This window comes from Kitasatospora sp. MY 5-36, assembly GCF_001182915.1.
In the GTDB taxonomy this organism is placed as follows: Bacteria; Actinomycetota; Actinomycetes; order Streptomycetales; family Streptomycetaceae; genus Kitasatospora.
Genome location: NZ_LFVW01000043.1, coordinates 1 through 21,825, shown reverse-complemented (window position 1 = coordinate 21,825; position 21,825 = coordinate 1). Strand labels below are relative to the sequence as shown.

16 protein-coding genes are annotated in these 21,825 nt (G+C 74.0%); 15 read left to right on the top strand and 1 reads right to left on the bottom strand.

Annotation, left to right across the window (positions count from 1 at the left end; translation table 11 throughout):
• Positions 1 to 44 precede the first annotated feature (44 nt).
• From AE652_RS04255 to AE652_RS04185, 15 genes are all read left to right on the top strand, one after another.
• The gene (locus AE652_RS04255) at positions 45 to 1,091 is read left to right on the top strand and encodes a class I SAM-dependent methyltransferase (protein WP_049649758.1); all 1,047 of its coding nucleotides are present in this window, start codon (positions 45 to 47) and stop codon (positions 1,089 to 1,091) included.
• Positions 1,091 to 2,122: a histidinol-phosphate transaminase gene (locus AE652_RS04250; protein WP_049649757.1), complete on the top strand. Its 1,032-nt coding sequence runs from the start codon at positions 1,091 to 1,093 to the stop codon at positions 2,120 to 2,122. The genes AE652_RS04255 and AE652_RS04250 overlap by 1 nt, the downstream gene beginning before the upstream one ends.
• A gap of 197 nt (positions 2,123 to 2,319) precedes the next feature.
• The gene (locus AE652_RS04245; RefSeq protein ID WP_049649756.1) at positions 2,320 to 3,609 is read left to right on the top strand and encodes an MFS transporter; all 1,290 of its coding nucleotides are present in this window, start codon (positions 2,320 to 2,322) and stop codon (positions 3,607 to 3,609) included.
• Between the two features lie 100 nt (positions 3,610 to 3,709).
• Positions 3,710 to 4,807, top strand: a complete 1,098-nt coding sequence (hppD, locus tag AE652_RS04240; protein ID WP_049649755.1) for a 4-hydroxyphenylpyruvate dioxygenase — start codon at positions 3,710 to 3,712, stop codon at positions 4,805 to 4,807.
• Entirely contained in the window at positions 4,804 to 5,955 is a 1,152-nt protein-coding gene (locus AE652_RS04235; protein WP_049649754.1) for an alpha-hydroxy acid oxidase, read from the top strand. The genes hppD and AE652_RS04235 overlap by 4 nt, the downstream gene beginning before the upstream one ends.
• A 65-nt stretch (positions 5,956 to 6,020) precedes the next feature.
• Complete coding sequence (locus tag AE652_RS04230) at positions 6,021 to 7,250, top strand: PLP-dependent aminotransferase family protein (protein WP_082345225.1); 1,230 nt, start codon at positions 6,021 to 6,023, stop codon at positions 7,248 to 7,250.
• Positions 7,251 to 7,327: 77 nt separating this feature from the next.
• Complete coding sequence (locus AE652_RS04225) at positions 7,328 to 7,966, top strand: bifunctional 2-polyprenyl-6-hydroxyphenol methylase/3-demethylubiquinol 3-O-methyltransferase UbiG (protein ID WP_049649753.1); 639 nt, start codon at positions 7,328 to 7,330, stop codon at positions 7,964 to 7,966.
• Between the two features lie 224 nt (positions 7,967 to 8,190).
• A complete protein-coding gene (locus AE652_RS04220; protein ID WP_049649752.1) occupies positions 8,191 to 10,788 on the top strand; it encodes a lantibiotic dehydratase in 2,598 nt (865 codons plus the stop codon).
• Positions 10,789 to 10,836: 48 nt separating this feature from the next.
• Entirely contained in the window at positions 10,837 to 12,207 is a 1,371-nt protein-coding gene (locus AE652_RS04215; RefSeq protein WP_049649751.1) for a radical SAM protein, read from the top strand.
• 1 nt (position 12,208) lies between these two features.
• On the top strand, positions 12,209 to 13,303 hold the full coding sequence (locus AE652_RS04210; RefSeq protein ID WP_049649750.1) for an arginase family protein: 1,095 nt from the start codon (positions 12,209 to 12,211) through the stop codon (positions 13,301 to 13,303).
• Positions 13,300 to 14,352 carry a hypothetical protein gene (locus tag AE652_RS04205; protein WP_049649749.1) on the top strand — a complete coding sequence of 351 codons (1,053 nt, stop codon included), beginning with the start codon at positions 13,300 to 13,302 and terminating at the stop codon, positions 14,350 to 14,352. Before AE652_RS04210 ends, AE652_RS04205 begins: the two co-directional genes overlap by 4 nt.
• Before the next feature lie 55 nt (positions 14,353 to 14,407).
• On the top strand, positions 14,408 to 15,385 hold the full coding sequence (locus tag AE652_RS04200) for a PHP domain-containing protein (RefSeq protein ID WP_049649748.1): 978 nt from the start codon (positions 14,408 to 14,410) through the stop codon (positions 15,383 to 15,385).
• Positions 15,382 to 17,973: a lantibiotic dehydratase gene (locus tag AE652_RS04195; RefSeq protein ID WP_049649747.1), complete on the top strand. Its 2,592-nt coding sequence runs from the start codon at positions 15,382 to 15,384 to the stop codon at positions 17,971 to 17,973. Before AE652_RS04200 ends, AE652_RS04195 begins: the two co-directional genes overlap by 4 nt.
• A complete protein-coding gene (locus tag AE652_RS04190; RefSeq protein ID WP_049649746.1) occupies positions 17,970 to 19,268 on the top strand; it encodes an MFS transporter in 1,299 nt (432 codons plus the stop codon). The genes AE652_RS04195 and AE652_RS04190 overlap by 4 nt, the downstream gene beginning before the upstream one ends.
• Positions 19,265 to 20,167 carry a phosphotransferase family protein gene (locus AE652_RS04185; protein ID WP_049649745.1) on the top strand — a complete coding sequence of 301 codons (903 nt, stop codon included), beginning with the start codon at positions 19,265 to 19,267 and terminating at the stop codon, positions 20,165 to 20,167. Before AE652_RS04190 ends, AE652_RS04185 begins: the two co-directional genes overlap by 4 nt.
• Before the next feature lie 460 nt (positions 20,168 to 20,627).
• On the opposite strand, the gene AE652_RS44820 is transcribed toward AE652_RS04185, so the two are convergent.
• Positions 20,628 to 21,825, bottom strand: a 1,198-nt coding sequence (locus AE652_RS44820; RefSeq protein WP_049649744.1) for a polymorphic toxin-type HINT domain-containing protein, incomplete at its 5' end; no start/stop codon positions are given.

The window sequence follows — 21,825 nt, the reverse complement described above, 5'->3', positions numbered from 1 at the left end:
ACGCGGACCGCACCCGGTCCGCCCACCGAGAAACGGACACCACCATGACCACTGCGGCCATCCCCGACACCTGGCGTGGCATCACCCCGTCGCCGATCACCTCGACCGACGCCTACAACGGCTTCATCGCCGCCAACGTGATCTTCGCGCTGGACCGGATCGGCCTGCTGGAGTCGATCGGGCGCGGCGAGCCGCTCTCGGCCGCCGAGGCCACCGCCCAGGCCGGCGACACCGCCCGGACCGAGGCCGTGCTGCGCGCCGCCGCCGACTACGGCTACCTCAAGGCCGACGGCGACGCCTACCTGCCCACCGAGGCGGGCCTGGAGATCGCCGCCGCGCGCGGCTACTTCACCTGGGCCGTCGGCGGCTACCACGACGTGTTCGGCCGCGCCGGCCACCTGAGCGCCGGCACCCACCGCTACGACACGGACGTCTTCCGCGACGAGGCGATGGTCGCCCTCGGCTCCGCCCAGTGCGACCAGTCGCTGTTCGCCGCCCAGCTCACCGACGTGCTGAGCGGCATCGACTTCCGGCACATCGCCGACCTGGGCTCGGGCACCTCCGCCCGGGTGCGCCGGGTGGTCTCGCAGCGCGAGGGCTCCCGGGGCCTGGGCATCGACATCAGCCGCCCGGCCACCGACATCGCCCGCCGCGACATCGTCGAGGCCGGCATGCAGGACCGGGTCACCGCCGTCCGCGCGGACGTGCTGGGCCTGCTCGGCACCCAGATCGACAACGACGCCGAGGCCGCCGAGGTGGCCGAGGTCGACACCGTGATGAGCTTCTTCCTGCTGCACGACCTGCTGGCCGACCCGGCCACCCGCTCCTCGATCTTCACCCGGATGCGGGAGTCCTTCCCGAAGGCCCGCACCTTCGTCCTCGGCGACACCATGCTGCGCGACCCGGGCACCTCCGACGGCGCCCAGCCGGTCTTCTCGGTGGGCTTCGAGCTGGCGCACGCGATGATGGGCGTCCCGCTGCACACCAAGGCCACCTACGAGGAGCTGTTCACCGAGGCCGGCCTGCGGATCGACCGCGTCGAGGCGCTGGCCACCCCGCACTCCTGGCTCTACGTCCTCCAGGCCGACTGATGGCCGGCCCGTCGGACGCCAGGTACCTGCTGGCACAGAACGAGCACCCGTACCCGCCGCTGCCGTCGGTGCTGGCGGCGCTGGCCGAGGCCAGTGCCGACCTGCACCGCTACCCGGACTTCCGTCCGGAGCGGATCGCCGGGATCGTCGCCGACTGGCAGGACGTCCCGGCCGGCCAGGTCGTGGTCGGCCACGGCTCGGCGGGCGTGGCGCTGGACCTCTTCCACGCGGTGGTCGAGCCCGGCGACAACGTGGTCCACTCGGCGCCCTGCTTCGACGCGTACCCGCTGTTCTGCGAGATCGCCCGGGCCGAGGCCCGGCCGGTCCCGCTCGGCCCCGACGCCCGGCACGACCTGGCGGCGATGGCCGAGCGGATGGACGGGCGCACCCGGATCGTCGTGCTGTGCAACCCGCACAACCCGACCGGCACGGTCTACTCCTGGGCCGAGCTGACGGAGTTCTTCCGCCGGGTGCCGGCCACCGCGCTGATCCTGCTCGACGAGGCGTACGTCGACTTCGCCCTGGGCTGGCAGGCCCCGGACGTGCCGGCCCGGATCGCCGAGTGGCCGAACCTCGTGGTGCTGCGCACCCTGTCCAAGTCGCACGGCATCGCCGCGCTGCGGATCGGCTACGCGCTGGCGGAGGAGTCCGTGGCCCAGCGGGTACGGGACCACCAGGTGCCGTACGCGGTGAACCGGCTCCAGGAGGCGGGCCTGCTCGCCGCCGTCGGCGCCGAGGACGAGATGGCGCGCCGGATCGCCGAGATCGCCGCGGAGCGGGAGCGCACCGAGGCCGAACTGCTGCGCCTCGGCTGGACGGTGGCGCCCAGCGTCACCAACTTCCTGTGGGTCGACGCCCCCGGCGACCAGCTCCCGCTGCGCGCGGAGCTGGAGCGCCTGGGCGTGGCCGTGCGCTACTACCCCGGCCAGGGCATCCGGGTCGCCATCGGCGAGAAGGACGCCAACGACGCGGTGATCGAGGGCTTCGCCGCCGTCGCCCCGCTCGCCCCGGCCCACCCGGCCACACCCTGAGCGCCCGGCGCCCGACCCGCCGACGCGCCGACCGCCCGGCGCCCTGAGCACCCCGCGTGCGTCAGGGCGCACCCCGGGCGCCCCTGCACCACCGCACCGCACCGCACCACCGCACCACCGAGCACCACCGAGCACCACGGCACCACCGCACACCCCTGCACACCCCGAAGCGCCGTCGGCGCAGCGAAGGAACCGCCATGCACCCGCTGTTGGTCCGCCCGGAGTTCCGGCGCTACCTGGCCGGGCAGACCCTGTCCGTCCTCGGTGACAGCGCCCTCTCCATCGCCCTCGGCATCTGGGCCAAGGTGCTGACCGGCAGCAACTCCGCCGCCGGTCTGGTGCTGTTCTGCTTCTCCGCGCCCCTGCTGCTGCTCCCGCTCGGCGGCCTGCTCGCCGACCGGGTCCGGCGCAAGCCGCTGCTGGTCGGGGTCAACCTGGCGGTGGCCCTCTCGCTGCTGCCGCTGCTGCTGGTCGACGGCCGGGAGACGGTCTGGATCATCTACTGCACCGCCACGGTCTGCGGTCTGGCCGGGGCCGTCCTGGCCCCGGCGCAGAGCGCGCTACTGCGCAGCATCCTGACGGAGCGTCAGGACTTCGGCGCGGCGGCCGGGTTGACCCAGAGCGCCCGGGCCGGCACCACGCTGGTGGCGCCGCTGCTCGGCTCGGGCCTCTACGGCTGGTTCGGCGGGCACGTGGTGGCGGTGGCCGACCTCGTCGTGCTGCTGCTGGCCGCGCTGAGCTTCCTCACCCTGCGGGTGGAGGAGGTCAAGCCGGAGCCCTCGGGCCTGCGGTGGCGCACCGAGGTGCTGGCCGGCTTCGTCCACCTGCGCGGTTCGGTCGGGCTGCGGCCGCTGGTCGCGGCCACCGCCGCCTCCGGCTTCGTGCTGAGCCTGCTGCAGCCGGTGCTGTTCGCGCTGACCCAGCACGGGCTGCACCGCTCGCCGCAGTTCCTCGGCGTGCTGGAGACCACCGAGGCCGTCGGCGCGCTGGCCGGCTCGGTGGTCGGCGGCCTGCTGATCGGCAGGCTCGGGCCGCGCCGGACGGTCATGGCGGGCTCGGCGGTGTTCGGCCTCGGGACCGTCCTGCTGCTCGCCCCGTCGCTGTACGTGGTGTCGGCCGGCCTGGTGATCGCGGGCGCGGGCATCCCGGCCGCCATGGTCGGCCTCGCCACCGCCGCCCAGGCCTCCACCCCGCCGCAGCTGATGGGGCGCGCCCAGGCGGCCGTCAACCTCTCGCTCACCGCGCCGCAGGCGCTGGCCGTCGGCGTCGGCTCCGGCCTGGTGGCCGCCCTGGACTTCCGGGTGGTGCTCGGCGTGATGGTGGTCGGCGCGCTGCTCGCGTCCGCCCACCTGATCGGCAAGCCGGAGGCCCCGACCGAGCCGCCGGAGCCCGAGGGCCCGGACGCGGACACCGACGAGGGCGACGGCGAGGGCGAGGGCGACGGCCCAGCCGAGCCCGAGGACGCCAAGGACCTCCAGCCCACCTGATCCGGCGCCGCCGCACACGTACCCGCGCACGCACCCGTACGCCCGCTCCACCCGATCGTCCCTCAGCACCTCCCGTCCTCCTCACGAGAGAGCTCCTCTGATGACCGACCGTTCCTCTCCCACCGTCACCCCGATCCCCGTCGAGCTGGACCACGTCGAGTTCTACGTGGCCGACCTGGGCGCCGAGACCACCCGGCTGACCACGGAGTACGGCTTCGAGCTGCTCGTCCCGCCGACCGAGCGCGGCGAGGCCGCCGAGCGCTGCCTGTCCGCGCTGGTCGGCCAGGCCTCCATCCGACTGCTGCTCACCCAGCCGCTGGCCGCCGGCCACCCGGCCACCGGCTACCTGGCCCGGCACGGCGACGGCGTCGGCGCCCTCGGCCTGCGGGTGCCGGACGCCACCGACGCGTACCGCACCCTGACCGCCCGCGGCGCCGCCGCGCTGGGCGAGCCGAAGGCCGCGGACGGCTGCGTCACCGCGGTCGTCGACGCCTTCGGCGAGGTGGTGCACACCCTGATCGAGCGCGGCCCCGAGGTCCCGGCCGGCCGCATCCCCGGCCTGCCCGACCCGGCCCCGCTGACCGGCGAGGGCCAGGTCGGCCTGCGGACCGTCGACCACTTCGCCGTCCTGGTGCCGTTCGGCGAGCTGCGCAAGACCGAGCACCGCTACCGCGAGGTCTTCGGCTTCCGGACGATCTTCGAGGAGCGGGTCGAGGTCGGCGCGCTCGGCATGGACTCGGCGGTCGTGCAGAGCGCCGACCACAGCGTCACCCTGACCCTGATCGAGCCGCTCACCGCGGACGCGGGCGGCCAGATCGCCTCCTTCCTGGCCGGCCACGGCGGCGCCGGGGTGCAGCACGTCGCCTTCGCCGCCGAGGACGCGGTGCACTCCGTCTCCACCATGGCCGAGCGCGGCGTGCCGTTCCTGCGCACCCCGCAGACCTACTACGACGCGCTGCCCGGCCGCCTGACGCCGCTGCGGCACTCCTTCGAGCAGCTGCGCGAGCTGAACCTGCTGGTCGACCAGGACCACGACGGCCAGCTGTTCCAGATCTTCACCCGCTCCCAGCACCCGCGGAACACCTTCTTCTTCGAGGTGATCGAGCGCATCCGGGCCCGCAACTTCGGCAGCAACAACATCCGCGCCCTCTACGAGGCCGTGGAGCTCCAGCGCAACGCCAGCGAAGTGGCCGGATGAGCGCGTCCGTCCGCAACGAACCACCGACCGGCCCGGCCGGCGGGCGCCCGGCGCTGTCCGTCGCGGAGTACGCCGACCGGGCCCGGGCCGTGCTCGCGCCCGAGGTCTGGGAGTGGCTGGAGGGCGGTGCCGAGCGCGAGTTGACGCTCGCCGCCAACCGGGCCGCCTTCGACCGGGTGGCCCTGGTGCCCCGGGTGCTGACCGACGTCAGCACCCGGGACACCGCCGCCACCCTGGTGCGCAGCCGGGCGGCCCTGCCGGTGGCGGTGGCACCCGTCGCCTACCACCGGCTGTTCCACCCCGAGGGCGAGCTGGCCTCGGCCCGCGCCGCGGCCGCCGCGGGCGTGCCGTTCACCGTCGGCACGCTCAGCAGCGTCGGCTTCGAGGAGCTCGCGAAGACCGGCGCCACGCTCTGGTTCCAGCTGTACTGGCTGCGCGACCGCGGCCGGCTGCTCGACCTGGTCGGGGCGGCCGAGGAGGCCGGCAGCGAGGCCCTGGTGGTCACCGCCGACGTGCCGTACATGGGCCGCCGGCTGCGCGACGCCAGGAACGCCTTCGCCCTGCCGTCGGACGTCCGCGCGGCGCTGCTGGAGGGCGGCGCCGCCGGGCGGGCGCACGAGTCGACCGCCGCCGTCTCGGCGGTGGCCGCGCACACCGCCGAGCTGCTCTCCCCCGGCGTCACCTGGGCCGACCTCGAGTGGCTGCGCGGCGAGACCGACCTGCCGCTGGTGGTCAAGGGCGTGCTCGACCCGGCCGACGCCCGGCGGGCCGCCGGGATCGGCGCCGCGGCCGTGGTGGTCTCCAACCACGGCGGCCGCCAGCTCGACCGGGCCGTGCCCGCCGTGACGATGCTGCCGGAGGTCGCCGAGGCGCTGGCCGGCGAGGACTGCCAGGTGCTGCTGGACAGCGGGGTGCGCGGCGGCTCGGACGTGCTCACCGCGCTGGCCCTCGGCGCCACCGGGGTCCTGCTCGGGCGCCCGCTGATCTGGGGCCTGGCGGCCGGCGGCGAGGCGGGCTGCACCGAGGTCCTCGACCTGCTCGCCACCGAGCTGCGGCACGCGCTCGGCCTCGCGGGCTGCGCCGACCCGCGGGCCGCCGCCGAACTGCGCACCACCACCCAGCCCTGCCCCGTCTGGAGCACCCCGTGACCACCATCGCCGCACCGCACGACCTGCTGCTCGCGGGCCTGCACACCTCCCTCGCCGACCCGGCGATGACCTCGATGAACCTGCTCAACGAGATCTCCATCCGCTACCCGGAGGCGGTCTCCTTCGCGGCCGGCCGCCCGGCCGAGCAGTTCTTCGAGCTGGACGCCGTCCATCGCCACCTGGACCGCTACGTCGACCACCTGCGCACCGAGCGCGGGCTGACGGAGGAGGCGGCCCGCCGGCAGGTGCTCCAGTACGGGCGGACCAAGGGGATCATCCACGAGCTGATCGCCACCCACCTCGCCACCGACGAGGGCATCGAGGTGCCCGCCGAGTCGATCGTGGTGACGGTGGGCTGCCAGGAGGCGATGTTCCTGGTGCTGCGGGCGCTGCGCCGCGGCCCCGAGGACGTGGTGCTGGCCGTCTCCCCCACCTACGTGGGGCTGACCGGCGCGGCGCTGCTGGCCGACCTGCCGGTGCGGGCGGTCGCCGACGGCCCGGACGGCGTGGACCTCGCCGACCTGCGCCGCCAACTGGCCGCCGCCCGGGCCGAGGGGCTGCGCCCGCGGGCGCTCTACCTGGTGCCGGACGTGGCCAACCCGAGCGGGGCCAGCCTGCCGCTGGAGCTGCGCCGGGAGCTGCTGGCGCTGGCCTCCGAGGAGGACTTCCTGCTGCTGGAGGACAACCCGTACTGCGTGTTCGCCGGCGAGGAGCGGCTGCCCTCGCTCAAGGCGCTGGACACCGACCGTCGGGTGGTCCACCTCGGCTCCTTCGCCAAGACGGCCCTGCCGGGCGCCCGGGTCGGGTACGTGGTGGCGGACCAGCTGGTGGCGGACGGGCAGGGCGGCACCGGGCTGTTCGCCGACCTGCTCGGCATGATCAAGAGCATGACCACGGTGAACACCTCGCCGATCGCCCAGGCCGTGATCGGCGGCGCGCTGCTGGAGCACGGCCACAGCCTGCGGGCCGCCAACACCGAGGTGGCCGCGCTCTACCGGCGCAACCTCGCGCTGGTGCTGGAGGGCCTGGCCCGGCGCTTCCCGCCCGGCTGCGGGGTGACCTGGAACGAGCCGCGCGGCGGGTTCTTCCTGGTACTCACGGTGCCGTGCGTGGTGGACGACGCGCTGCTGGAGCGCTCCGCCTCGGAGTACGGGGTGATCTGGACGCCGATGTCGCACTTCTATCCGGGAACGGGCGGGGAGCACCAACTGCGGCTCTCCGTCAGCCAGGTCGACCCGGCCACCGTCGACCGGGGGCTGGACGGGCTGGCCGCGCTGCTCGCCGCGCGGTCCTGACCGGCCCGGAAGGGGGCGTCCCGTCCGGGGCGCCACCTTCCGGCCCGCTCCGACCCCCACGAGGGTAGGTTTCAGGCATGCTTGACTACCTCTCACGCACCATCGCCGCCTACGAGCACAGCGCCGACAAGTACGAGTCCGCCACCAAGGGCATGGTCCCGGACGAGGAGCTCGACCTCTTCACCGGGATGCTCCCCGATCCGGCCGGGCCGGTCCTGGACGCCGGGTGCGCCTTCGGCCGCGACACGGCCCTGCTGGCGGCCAGGGGCGTGGCGGTGACCGGCGTCGACCTGAGCGAGCCCTTCGTCGCCCGGGCCCGGGAGCTCCACCCCGGCCTGGACTTCCGGCGCATGGACGTGTGCGCGCTGGACCTCCCCGACGCCTCCTTCGCGGGCGTCTGGTCCCAGGCGACGCTGCTGCACCTCAGGGACGAGCACGTGGCGGCCGCGCTGGCCGAGTTCCACCGGGTGCTGCGGCCCGGCGGGGCGCTGTTCGTCAGCTTCAAGGAGGGGGAGGGCGAGGAGGAGTTCGTCGAGTCCTTCAGCGCCGACGCCGCCCGCTTCTTCCGCTACCAGACCGCCGACCGGGTCCGCGGCCTGCTGGAGGCGGCCGGCTTCACCGGGGCCGACGTCCGCGTCGTCAACGAGCGGCAGCGCTACGGCGCCGGGCACCGCGACCTCAACTGGCTGACCGCGTACGCCCGTACCGCGGCCTGAGCCGGCGGGGCCCAGTCCCTGAGCGAGCGTCACGTTCGGGTCGAAACAGGCCGTTTGCAGCCATCCCAATCGTCGGACCTTGGAGCACCACCACGGATTTCGGCTGACGACCGGTCAATCTCGGCCGGAAATCATTGCGTTGACCACATCGTTATTGAACGCCCCCTCGACACGTTGTTATGGTCACGAACTGTCGTGATCAAGTCAGCCACAAGGGGGCGATCATGGACGAGCCGAAGCCGCGTCCGGACGGCGCGCGACCTCCGACGGGAGGCGACCGCACCCCGGCCACCGGGGCGGACGGCGGCCCGGGGTGGTCCCTCGCCCCGGTCGCGATGCTGCGCCACGCGGGCTACCCGCTCTCGCTGCTGGACCGCGTCGTCGCCCCCTCGACCGCCCGGGTCGCCGACGCCGTCCTCGACCTGCGGGACGAAGCCGTCGAGCTGGGGCGGCGGTTGAAGGCCGACCTGCGCGCCGAGCGGGCCGGCACCCGGGGCGACCTCGCCTCCGGCGTCGGCATGCTCCGCCCCTTCCCGCCCGCCGACCTCGCCCGGCTCGAAGCCGAACTCGGCCCGGCCGCCCTGGACTCGGCCAAGCGCTACCAGGACGCGGTGCAGGCCCTGGACGGCCACTGGGAGGCCTTCGAGCGGGAGCACGGCGCCGCCCTCGCCGACGCCCGCCGGACCGTCGTGGACCTGTTCCGCGAACCCTCCCTCCAGCAGGTCCTGCTGCTGTCCAACGACGCCCGCTTCGAGGAGTTCACCGCCTGGCTCGCCTCCGGCGGCGCCGGGTCGGACGGCCACGTCAAGCGGATGACCGACCTGCTCGCCATGTACCTCCAGCGGGTCACCACCAAGAACGAGACCCACTCGCACTTCGGCCCCCTCGCCGTCGCCCGGACCGCACCGGAGGGCGCCGCCCCCGGCGTCGGCTGGTCCACCGGCCCGCTGCGCCGGATCGCCCTGCTCAGCCACTGGGCGGGCGAGGCGATGGCCGAGGTCTTCAGCGCCCGGCCGGAGGCCTTCGAGGCGGTGCGCCCCCGCCGGCGGCCCCTCGCCTTCGCCGAGGGCCCCGTCGTCCGGCTGTACGCGTTCGAGAGCACCACCGGCATGCCGGACGGCTGGCGCTTCGTCGCGGTGAAGGCCGACACCTTCGACGCCGACCGGTCCTGGCTCTGGGAGCACTGCGACGGCGAGCGCACGGTCGCCTGGCTGCGCGCCGCCTGGGCCGACCGCCCGGACCGCCCGGCCGACCGCGACTTCGACCGGGTGCTCGCCGAACTCGTCGACCAGGACTGGCTGATCGGCCGCCGGGAGATCCCGATCGGGGCCACCGACGTCCTGCGCGAACTCGCCGGACAGCTCGCCGACGACTCCCCCGACCTCGCCGTGGTGCGGCGCTTCCAGGACGGGCTGCGCCGCTTCGCCGAGGGCCCGACGGAGCGGCGCGCGGCCCTGCTCGGCGAGCTCAAGCAGGCCTTCGAGGAGGTCACCGGCTCCGCCGCCAACCGCTCCGAGGGCCGGCACTACGCGGACCGGAGCATCCTCTACGAGGAGGCGTACAGCCCGGTCAGGGACGTCGTCCTCGGCCCCGACGTCGCCGCCCTGATCGGCCGCGAGCTGTCCGTGGTCTACGACCTGACGCTGCTCGTCCCCCGGCTGCGCGTCCGCCGCGAGCTGGACATCCTGCACCGCTGGACGGCACGGCGCTTCGGCACCGGCACGCCCGTACCGCTGCCGGACTTCTACGCCGCCTTCTTCGCCGACAAGCCGTTGCTCGCCGCCGAGTGCGAGGAGGTGGACCGGGAGATCGCGGCGCTCGACCGGGAGGTCGTCGACCTGCTGCTGGACGGCGCCGAGGACGGCCGCTCCGAGAGCGTCGTCGACCGGGCCCGGCTGGAGGAGCTGCTCGCCCGCCACCCCGACACCCCGCCCGCGCTGTGCAACCCGGACGTCATGCTCGCCGCCCCGGACGCCGCCGCGATCGGCCGCGGCGACTTCCTCGCCGTCGTCGGGGACTGCCACGCCGTCCGCGAGGCGCTCACCCACTCCAGCTTCGCCTCGATGCTCCAGGCCGAGGCGCCCGAACTCCTCGACGCGGTCCACGACCGCTACCGGGGACTGCTCGACGAGGACGAGGTGCTGGTCGACCTCTCCCGCTCGCACCCCGACAAGACCGGCGCCCAACTCACCTACCCCTGCCCGGACCTGGAGGTGTACGGGCTCTCCCCGAAGGCCCGCGGCGACGTCCTCCAGCCCGGCGCGCTGTACCTGCTGGCCACCGCCGACCGGCTGGAGCTGCGCGCCCACGGACTGGCCGGCCGGCTCAAGCTGCTCGCCCCGCTGGCGGGCGGCCCCAGCATCCGCCAGGACCCGCTCTCCCCGTTCGCCTTCCCCCGCCACTTCGGCGGCGTCGGCGTCCGCGACCGGGACCGCGACCACGTGCCCCGCATCCGCTGCGGCCGGATCGTGCTGCACCGGGAGCGCTGGCGCGTCCCCGCCGAGGCCCTGCGCGGTTGGAGCCCCGGCGTCCACCGCTCCAAGGGCGACGCCCCGGAGTTCGCCGCCGCCCGCCGGCTGCGCCGCGAACTCGGCCTGCCGCGCCGCGGCTTCCTGAAGATCCCCGGCGAGCCGAAACCGGTCTACGTCGACTGGGAATCCCCCCTCATCGTCCGGCAGGTCTTCCGGCTCGCCCGGAAGACGGCCGCCGCTCTGGAGTTCAGCGAAATGCTCCCCGCCCCGGAGCACCTCTGGCTCGACATCGACGGAGAACGTCACACCAGCGAGCTGCGCTGTGCGGTCTTCTCGCGCCGTCCCCACTGAGTGCTCCACGTCGAGGACCCCACGCCCTCACCGACCGAAGGCACCGCCATGACCAAGAGCTGCATCGTCCAGTTGCCCTTCCCCTCCAGCCACGACCCCGACCCGAACCTCGCCCGCTACTACGACGACTACGACCGGCGCTTCCGGGCCATGCTGCCCGAGTACTTCATCCCGACCGACGGCCTGTGGGAGATGCCGCTCTGGGTCGCCCACCTGACCGCCCTGCTGAACACCGCGGGCCTGGACTCCGTCTTCCGCGACCTGTCCAGGACCCCGGCCGAGCCGGAGCACTGCGCCGAGCCGCTGCTGGAGGCGACCGCCCCCGGCGACCTGGTCCTGATGTCCCCGCTCGCCCAGAACCTCCGGCTCGCGCTGGAGGTGGCCAAGCGGCTGGAGCACGCCGGCCGGCGCGTCGTCCTCGGCGGCAACATGGCCCCGCTCGCCCCCGACGGCGCCGTGCACGCCGTGCACCGCGGCCAGCTCGACGCCACCTTCGTGCGCCGGCTCGTCGAACTCGCCTCCGGGTCCGGCGGCAGCCTGGAGAAGCCGCTGCTGCCCGGGCTGGTGTCCGACCGGATCACCTGGGCGCCGGACTACCGCCACCTCGGCGGCTACCAGGGCCGGGTCCCGCTGCTGCGGCTCAACGCCAGCCACGGCTGCCTGTACCAGTGCTCGTTCTGCGGCGACGCCTGGAGCAAGCAGCTCACCCTGGTCGCCAAGGACGCGCTCGCCCAGGAGGTCGACGAGCTGACCAGCCGGTTCCCCGACACCCGGCTCTTCTACATCGGCGACAAGACCTTCGGCCAGTCCCGCGAGGCCGTCGGCAACCTGCTGGACGTCTTCCGCGACCGCCCCGGCTACCGCTTCATCGTGCAGACCCACGTGATGCAGGTGAAGGAGTGGATCGTCGAGGCCATGCTCGAACTCGGCGTCGTCGCCGTGGAGCTCGGCTTCGAGTCGGCCGACTCGCAGATGCTCAAGCGCCTCAACAAGCTCTCCCGCGGCCTGGACGACTACACTTCGAAGATCCGTCAACTCAGCGACGCCGGGCTGAAGATCGTCCTCAACATGATGGGCGGCCTGGACGAGGAGACGGAGGCCGCGCACGGCCAGACCGTCAGCTGGATGCGGGAGAACGAATCGGCGCTGTGGCTCTTCAACCTCTACAACTTCGTCCCGTACCCGCTCACCCCGGACTTCCCCAGGCTGCGCGAGCGCATCTTCAACTGGGACTTCGCGGACTGGCGGGAGGACGCCCCGGTCGTCTACCGGCCCCGGCACCTGTCCCCCGAGGACAGCTGGGACCTGTTCCAGGAGAAGATCGCCGCGGCGCACGCCATCATCCGCGACCCGCTGCCCGCCGCCCCGGCCCCCGCCGTCCCCGGCCTGTCCGTCACGCCCGCCGCGCAGGAGAACTGACATGACCGAGCTCCCCGACTTCGAGGCCCTCCGCACCAGCGTCAAGCCGGAGGACTTCGAGCAGGACCCGCTGCCCGGCTGGGCCGGCGTCGGCACCCTCTTCGGCGCCCCCACCACCAGCGCCGACCAGGTGGACGTGGGCGAGACGGGCTGGGTGGTGTCCGGCGTTCCCTACGACGCCACCGCCAGCTCCCGGCCCGGCGCCGCCGAGGGGCCGCGGGCGGTCCGCCAGGCCAGCCTGGTCTTCTCCAGCTACCTCACCAGCCTCGGCCAGTGGCGGATGCTGGACACCCGCACCGGGCAGACCTTCCGCTACCACGCGCCCCGCGTCGCGGACGCCGGAGACCTCCACATCTACCCGACGGACACCGTCAAGACCTTCCAGGCCGTCGCCGCCGAGAGCCGCCGGCTCAGCCAGAACGCCCCGCGGCTGATCTTCCTCAACGGCGACCACTCCTGCACCTTCCCCACCTTCGCCGGCTTCCGCGCCGGCCGGCTGGACCGCGGCGCCGGCCGGGTGGGGTTCATCAACATCGACCACCACTTCGACTTCGGCAACTGGAGCACCCTGCACGGGCCGCTCTACCACGGCTCCAACTCCCGCCGGATCAGCGAGATCCCGCAGATGCGCCCGGAGGACATCGCCTTCGTCGGGGTCGGGGACGTGACCAAGTACGACCAGTTCCGCGGCCTGCTGGACAGCGGCTTCCACGTCGTCCCCGGCTCCCTGATCACCCGGGACGGCGCCGCCGCGGCCCTGCGCCCCGTCATCGAGGAGCTCGGCTCGCGCTGCGACACCGTCTACGTCTCCCTCGACATCGACGTGCTCGACAGCGCCGCGGCGACCGGCACCGGGCACGTCACCATGGGCGGCATCGGCATCGGCGACCTCCTCGACGTCTACGAGGAGCTGCGGGCGCTGCCCGTCGGCGCCGTCGACATCGCCGAGATCGCGCCCCGCTACGACCCGTCCGGCGGCACCGCGCAGATCGCCGCCCGGCTGCTCTTCGAGTTCCTGTTCCGCACCGAGGTCGCCCCGGCCGAACTCGCGCCCTGGGCCCCCGGCACCCCCTCCGCACCCCTGGAGCACCGGTGAGATTCACGCCCCACGAAGCGCAGTTCGACTGTACCCCGCTGGTCTCCGGGGCCCCCGCCGAGCGCGAGCGGGCGCTGGACGCCCTCGCCGCCGGAGCCGTCGAGGTCATCCACCGGACCGGCTACGCCGTCTTCCGGATCGGCCGGCTGCGACTCGGGGTCGAGGAGAGCCGCCGGCTGTCCACCGGCATCGTCGAGCGCGTCCGCACCGCGCTGATCGCCCGCGGCGCCCCCGCCCGGATGCGGCTGGAGGTCGACAAGGCGCAGCAGACCTACGTCCCCGAGGGCTACACCACCCGGACCCTGCTGCCCCACCACGACGGCCAGCACTGCTCGTACCTGACGCCCAGCCTCCAGGACGCCCCCGACTGGGACCCGGCCCAGCGCACCTACGGCGACTCCGGGTACACCACCACCGCCGCGCACAAGATGTACCAGGGCATCTTCCTGCCCGAGGTCGGCGAGGGGCTGAGCGTCACCACGTACTACGACTGGCTCGGCGTGATCGACGAGGTGCTGGAGCGGCGCGGCATCGACCGGGGCGACGACCCCGTGGCCGGCGCGGCCCGCTGGCTCGGCGGCAACCTGCGCCGCGGCCTGGAGCGCCAGCCCCAACACGGCTGCGCCTACCCGTCGGTGGGCGCCATGCTCGGGCTGGAGGAGACGTTCTGGCACGGCCTGTCCTTCCACCACAGCGAGGCGGACCTGTCCAAGGAGGAGCGGCGGCGCTACCCCGCCGCCGTGCCGCTGGCCCGCGAGTGCGCCTGCGGCGAGTGCCGGGGCGAGGCGGCCCGGCTCTTCTGCCACCAGCTGCTCATGGCCACCGGCCTGACCTGGGCGCGGTTCCGCCGCCGCTGGGAGGTGCTCGCCCCGGGTGAGCACTGCGACCTGCTGCTCGGCCACAACCTGACCATGCTGCACGGCGGCCTGGCCGGCGGCGCGGGGCGGATCATCGAGCCGCTCTGCCTGGTCGTGGACGAGCCGTCCGGCCCCGAGTACGAGCGCTGGCTGGCCGCCTCCTGGCGGCGCACCCTGCCCGGGGCCCGCTGATGCGGAGGAGCCTGCCGGTGCGCGGGGCCCGGCCGGCGCGGGGATTCCGGTCGGCGTGGGGATCCCGGTCGGCGTGGAGGTCCCGCTGATGCGGGGGGCGCCCGCGACCCTGGCCACCCCGGTCGACCTGCACCTGCACACCCGGCACTCGGACGGGGACGAGGCGCCGGCCGACCTGGCGAGGCGGTGCGTCGAGGCCGGGCTGCGGGTGGCCGCCGTGACGGACCACAACACCCTCGCGGGCGTCGCCGCCTTCGAGCGGGCCGCCGCCGGGCGCCTCACCGTCGTCCCGGCCTGCGAGATCACCACCACCTGGCGCGGTGAGGAGACCCACTGCCTCGCCTACTTCGTCGACCCCGGCGACGAGGCGTTCCGGCAGCGGATCGGACGCCTCCACGACGCCGAACTGGCCTGGTGGCGCACCTGGACCGACCGGGCGCACGCCCTCGGCGTGCCGATCGCCCGGGCCGACGTCGAACGGCGCCTCGGCGGCGACCGGGTGGCCTACGTCAACGACTACCTGGCCCTGCTGCTGGAGGCCGCCGGGGACGACCCCCGGTTCGCCCCGTACGCCGACGGCGACGACCGGTTCGCCCGCCTCATCGCCGACTGGTGCCGCCCGGGCCGGCCGCTGCACGTCGAACACCCCGTCAACCCCGACCTGGTGGACGTGCTGTCCTGGATCGAGCGGGCGGGCGGCGTCGCCGTCCTCGCCCACCCCGGCCCGCACACCGCCGGCCTGGACGCCCCGCGGTGCGCCGAACTGCTGGCGCCGCTGCGCGCGGCCGGCCTGGCCGGACTGGAGGTGTGGACCAGCTGGCACACCCCGGCCGACAGCGCCCGGCTCGCCGAGGCCGCCGGGCGGCTCGGCCTGGTCGCCACCGCCGGGTCCGACTACCACGGGGTGCGGGTCAAGCCCTGGGCGCCGAGCCCCGGCCTGCTGCCCGCGCTCCCCGCCGACCCGCTCGCCGTCCTGGACTCCCTGCACGACCGCCGTCCGCCCGTCCACTCGATCCCCCAGGTGAGGCCGTGACCACCGTCAACGATCCCCGGACCGCCGCCGAGCCCGGGGTGCGCGTCCCCTGGCAGCTCGCGCCGGTCGTCGTGCTCCGCCAGGCCGGCTTCCCGATGGAGCTGCTCGCGCCGCTGGCCGACCCGGCCGCCGCCGAGGAGGCCCGGGAGCTCGTCGCCCACGGGCAGCGGCTGAAGGAGCTGGCCGACGCGTTCAAGGCCGCCCTGCGCCGCCACCCGGTGCCCGGCGCCGCCAGGCTGTCCTCCCCCGCCGGGTTCCTGCTGCCCGTCCCCGAGCCCGAGCTGGCCGCCGCGGCCGCCGCCGTGCCCGCCGAGGAGGCCGCCGTCCTGCGCGCCTACCAGGACGCCGCCCGGCACTTCGCCGAGGAGCAGACCCGGTTCGCCGCCCGGCACCAGGACCGCCTCGACCGGGCCGGGGCCGCCGTCGTCGAGGCCTTCGGCGACGAGCGGCTGCGGCAGGTCCTGCTGCTCTCCAACGACTCCGCCTACCCCACCTTCGCCGCCTGGCTCGACGCCCACGACGGCGCGACCGGGCGGCGCACCCGCAAGATGACCGACCTGCTCACCATGTACCTCCAGCGGGTCACCACCAAGAACGAGACCCACTCGCACTTCGGCCCCTTCACCCCCGGCCGGGTCGGCACCGCCCCCGGCATCACCTGGTCCGGCGAGCGGGAGCTGGAACGGCGCGCGCTGTTCAGCCACTGGGCCGCGGAGAAGCTCGCCCAGAGCGCCGCCGCCGTCCCCGGCCTGCTCGACCACGCCCGCCCCCGGCGCCGCCCGCTGTCCTTCCTGCGCGACGGCCGGATCGACCTCTACGCCTTCACCACCCGCGACGGCCTGGACACCGACTGGGACTTCCAGCACCTCGGCGGGCGCCCGGTCGAACCGTACGAGGCCTGGCTGTGGCAGCACTGCGACGGCGAACGCACCCTGAGCGAACTGCGGCGGGCCTGGCAGGACGAGCAGCGCTGCCCCGTCCCCTTCGACGAGGTGCTCGCCGGACTCGCCGAGCGCGAATGGGTGGTCGTCGAGTTCGAGATCCCGATCGGCGACCACCGGCCGCTGGCCGCCCTGCGCGAGCAACTGCTCGCCGCCCCCGCCCCGCTGGCCGACCCGCTGCTCACCGCGATCGACGGCTTCGAGGCCGACCTGACCCGCTTCGCCGCCCTGCCGCTGCCCGAGCGCGCGGCCGCGCTCGCCGAGAGCAAGGCCCGGTTCGAGCAGCTGACCGGCGGCCCCGCCAACCGCAACAGCGGCCTGCACTACGCCGACCGCAGCATCCTGTTCGAGGAGGCCCGCGGCCGCCCCGCCGACCTGACCGTCGGCCCGGACCTCGCCCGCTTCATCACCGACGAACTGTCCATCGTGTACGAGACCGTGCTGGCCGGCCCGCGCCTGCGGATGCGGCGCGAACTGGTCATCCTCACCCGGTGGGTGGCCGACCGGTTCGGCCCCGGCGTGGAGATCCCGCTGGACGTCCTCTACGCCGAGTTCTTCCGCGACCGCGACGCCATCGCCCGCGAGTGCCTCGCCGTCGAGGCCGAACTCGCCGAACTGGACCGGGAGATCGGCGCCGCCCTGCTCGGCGAGGCCGCCACCGACCCGGACCGCTCCGAGGTCGTGGTCGACCGGGAGCGGATGGCCGCCGTCCTCGCCGCCCAGCCGAGCAGCCCGCCCGCCGTCTGCGACCCGGACATCCTGTTCGCCGCGCGGAGCCGGGAGGACCTGGCCGAGGGCCGGTTCACCGCCGTCATCGGCGACTGCCACGCGGTGCGGGAGGTCATCACCCACACCAGCTTCGGCCCGCTGATCCAGGAGCACACCCCCGAACTGCTCTCCGAGGTGTACCGCGGCTACCAGTCCCTGCTCGCCGACGACGAGGTGCTCGCCAACCTGTCCCGCGGCCACCCCGACAAGTCCTCCACCCAACTCGTCTACCCCTGCCACGACCTGGAGGTCTACGGCCGCTCCGCGCAGTCCCGCGACCGGGTGCTGCAGCCCTCCCAGCTCTACCTGGTGCTGCGCGACGGCCGGCTGGAGCTGCGCGCCCACGGCGTCGAGGGCCGGCTGCGCCTGATGGCGCCCCCGGCCGGCGGCCCGAGCATCCGGCAGGACCCGCTCTCCCCGTTCGCCTTCCCCCGCCACTTCGGCGGCGCCGGACTGGACGCCCCCGACCTGGCGCACATCCCGCGCATCCGCTGCGGCCGCGTCGTGCTGCAGCGCGAGACCTGGCGCATCCCCGCCGCCCGGCTGCGCGACACCGCCGCCTTCGGCCGCCAGACCGGCCGGGACGACGCCGCGCTGTTCGTCGCCGCCTGCCGGCTGCGCGCCGAGCACCGGCTGCCCCGGCACGTCTTCGTCAAGGTCCCCGGCGAGCCCAAGCCGGTCTACGTCGACTGGGAGTCCCCGCTGCTGGTCCGGCAGCTGGGCCGGCTGGCCGCCCGAGCCGAGGGCACCCTGGAGGTCTCCGAGATGCTGCCCGCCCCCGACCAGCGCTGGCTGGACGTGGACGGTCGGCGGTACACCAGCGAACTGCGCTGCGCCGTCTTCTCGGCCGGGAACCCCGCCGCGGAGCCGCGCGGATGAGCACCGACACCGCCGTCCGCCCCTCCTCCGGCTACCACCGGGTCCTCGGCGCCGCCGCCTCCTCCGCGGTCGGTGACGGCATGCGCTTCGCCGCGCTGCCGCTGCTCTCCACCGCGGTGCTGGACGACGCCTTCCAGGTGTCCGCCGTCACCGCCGCGACCACGGTGCCCTGGCTGCTGTTCGCCCTGCCCGCCGGGGCGTACGCCGACCGCTTCGAGCGGCGCCTGCTGATGGTCCTCGCCGACCTGCTGCGCGCCGCGGTGCTGGTCCTCACCGTCCTGCTGCTCGCCGCCGACCGGCTGACCTTCTGGCCGCTGCTCACCTCCGCGTTCCTGCTGGGCGTCGGCGAGGTGCTGTTCGACTGCGCGTCCTTCGCGCTGCTGCCGAGCGTCGTGCCCAAGGACCGGCTGGAGTCGGCGAACGGCCGGCTCTTCGCCGTCCAGACCGTCGGCCGCGACCTGCTCGGGCAGGTCGTCGGCGGCGTGCTGTTCACGGTCGGCCGGGCCGTCCCGCTGGTGATCGACGCGGTCTCCTTCCTGGCCTCCGCGCTGCTGCTGCGCGGCGTGCGCGGGCCGGTGCCCGAGTCCGGGCCTGAATCCGGGCCTGAATCCGGGCCTGAATCCGGGCCTGCCGCCGAACCCGGGCCGGGCGCCGGGAAACCCCGCCTGCTGGCCGACATCCGCGAGGGAGTCGCCTTCGTCCTCCGCGATCCGCTGCTGCGCGCCCTGACCGTCTCCGCCGGGGTCATCAACGCCGTCTACCTGGGCCAGATCGCCGTCTTCGTGATCCTGGTCCGCGAGGTGCTGGAACTCCCGGACGCCGCGTACGGGGCGCTGCTGGCCGCCGGGGCGGTCGGCGGCGTGATCGGCGGCGCGGTCGCCGGCCGGCTCAGCAAGGCGGTCGGCCGGGTCCCCGCGCTGGTCGGCAACCTGGCCCTGATGGGCGCCGCCGGCCTGGCGGTGGCCGCCACCGACCGGGTCCCCGTGGTCGCCGTCGCCTACGGCGTCACCGGCTTCGCCCTGATGGTCTGGAACGTCGTCGCCGTCTCCCTGCGCCAGACGATCATCCCGGACCGGATGCTCGGCCGGGCCACCGGCGTCTACCGGCTCTTCGCCTGGGGCACCATGCCCCTCGGCGCGCTGGTCTTCGGCCGGGTGAGCGCCTCGGCCGGGCCGCGCGCCGCCTTCGCCCTCGGCGGCGTGGTTACCCTGCTGACCTGCCTGCCGATCGCCTACGCCCTGCTGAGGGACAGCAGGGTGACCGACCGTCGCAAGACCACCGAGGATGCACCATGAGTGAGCGTTTCGCCGTACTGGACCGACTGGCCGGACAGTGGGGCCTGAACGGCCTGGAACTCGTCGGCAAGGGCCTGGAGTTCACCGTCTTCCGGGCCCGGGCCGGGGACGGCGAACCGGTCGCCGTACGGCTCGCGCACCACCGCTTCGACTCCAACGCCAACGACCCGCACGTGGACACCCGCGCCCTGCTCGTCCAGGAGCACGCCATCGCCCGGCACCTGGCCGAACACGGCCTGCCCGTCGCCCGCGCCCGGGAACTCGTCCTCGCCGACGACCCCGACTCCCCCGACGTGCTGCTCTCCGACTACGTCCCCGACGACGGCACCCCGCTCGACTCCCACGCCCTCGGCCGGCTCCTCGCCCGGCTCCACCAGGCACCCCCGCCGCCACTGCACCCCGTCGCCGCCGAGGGCGGCACCACCGCCGAGGTCCTCACCACCCGGATAGGCCGCCGCTGGGCCGAACTCGCCCGCCTCGTCGCCGACTGGCCCGAGCCCCCGGCCCCCGACCTCCTCGCCCGGCACCTCTCCCCCCTCACCGGGACCAGCCTCCTCCACCTCGACGTCCGCAGCTCCAACATCCGCCGCCACCAGGGCCGCACCACCGCCCTCCTGGACTGGTCCAACGCCCTCCTCGGCACCCCCGCCCTCGAGTTCGGCCGCCTCGCCGAATACGCCCGCTACCCCGAGAACGACCTCGACCTCCCCGCCCTCCGCGCCGGCTACGCCACCCTCGCCCCCGTCCCGGCCGAGGACGAACCCACCCTCCTCGCCTGCCGCCTCGACGCCGCCCTGATGCTCGCCCTGGTCTTCCTCTCCGAAGCCCCCGACCCCACCCGCGGCCCCACCGCCGCCACCCACGCCCGCACCCTGGCCGAGCGCCTCAGCCGCCTGTAACGGCGCCACCGGTGGAACCGCGGGCAGCCGGCGGAGCACCGCCGGCTGCCCCCACCAGGCATAGGCCTCCGCTGTTACCGAAAAACGCCCGAGGGTCCCACCGCGAAACCTCGCGGTGGGACCCTCGGGCGCGATTCAGGCGCTCAACCATCCAGTCAGGATCTCTATGGCTGGACCAACCCCGTCCGCCCGATCCCTCGCACTCTCGGATTCAAGCAGAAAGGGCGGCTCGCCATTCGGTGCAGAATCCAACTGCAATTCTACACCTTCCTTCCGGGAAATAAACCAGACATTTTCGTCGTCACTGGCGCGAGCAGCCGACAATCGTTCGACTCGAAGGCCCGAGAAAGCCTCTCGCAAAGCAGCGAATATCTCGTCCACGGGTCCGCCGGTGGTGTCGCCCGGACCCCATGGTGCGACTCTGGGCATCAGCACCCCTCTCGGCTGGTGGTCTACCTGGTCAGCACCGCGGAACTCCGAGCGCGTCAGGAGCCAGCCGGCCGGCCTTCGGCACAGGATTGGACTCAATGGCACCGAACGGATCACTGCTTCCGAGCGTGACGTTCACGTGGTTGTAGTTGAGCGGAGAGCCCGCGCCGGCGATCGGCTCGGGCGCGTACACCACAGTACCGCCGGCCGCCCGAATTGCGCCGGCCGTCGTTGCGCGAAGGCTACCATGCGGGACGCCGGCGCCAGCTTCGTTCACCGAACTACCCATTGAACCGGAGAATTCGACACCAGAATCCGGCATCGGGCTCTGCCCGCCGCGAATGATGACGAAATCGTCCGGCACCTGCCAGGCGTTGTCGTTGTGGACCAGGACCGGCACGCCGCCCGCCAGTACGTAGTACGTGTGGAGGTCGTCGACGGTGAGGTTGTAGGCGGGCTGGAGCGTGCTCCGATGCCGGACGGCCTCGATGCGCTGGGGCCGTCCGGCCGGGTCGCGCAGTTCGTCGCCGACCCTGAGGTCCACGGCGTCGATCCACTGCTTCTGGCTCTCGGACCAGAAGGGGTGGTGGTCGGTGCTGGTCAGGGACTTTCCGGAGCCCAGCGAGATGTCGGTGAAGCCACGGTCGTCCGGGGTATAGATGGCCGCAGAGACCCGACGGGGTCCAGTCACTCCGGTCGTGGGGTCGGTGGCGAGAACCTTGTCCCCTGCCTTGACGGTCTCGATCCTACGAGTGGATCCGTCCGCCATCAGGACGTGGGTGCCGGCCGGGAAACTGTTCATCCGGAGTCGGGGGCACGACGGAGGGAGCCGGTTGACGAGCTTCTGGATGAACTCGACGGCCTTCTCGCCCCAGGACCCGAACTTCTTGGCCCACTGGGCGAGTTTGGCGACGGCGGCACCGTCGCCGATGAAGGGGATCGCGCCGATGCAGGAGGTGAGCGCGTCGGCGGTGCGGCCCTCGACGGCGTAGTAGGCGCAGTTGATGAGGTCGGCGACGTCGGCGAGGCCGGGGGCGATAACGCCGCCCGCGCCGCCGATGACGTCCAGGGTCAGGTGGACGCTCTCGGAGAACAGGTGGTAGAGGTAGCTGACGTTGTCGCTGTCCTCCTTCGCCTTCTTGATCTCCTCCTCGAGCGCGGCGATCGAGTCCTGCTTCTGCTTTTCGGCCTGGGCCTGCTTCTCGGCCTCCTTGCGCTCCGCCTCCAGC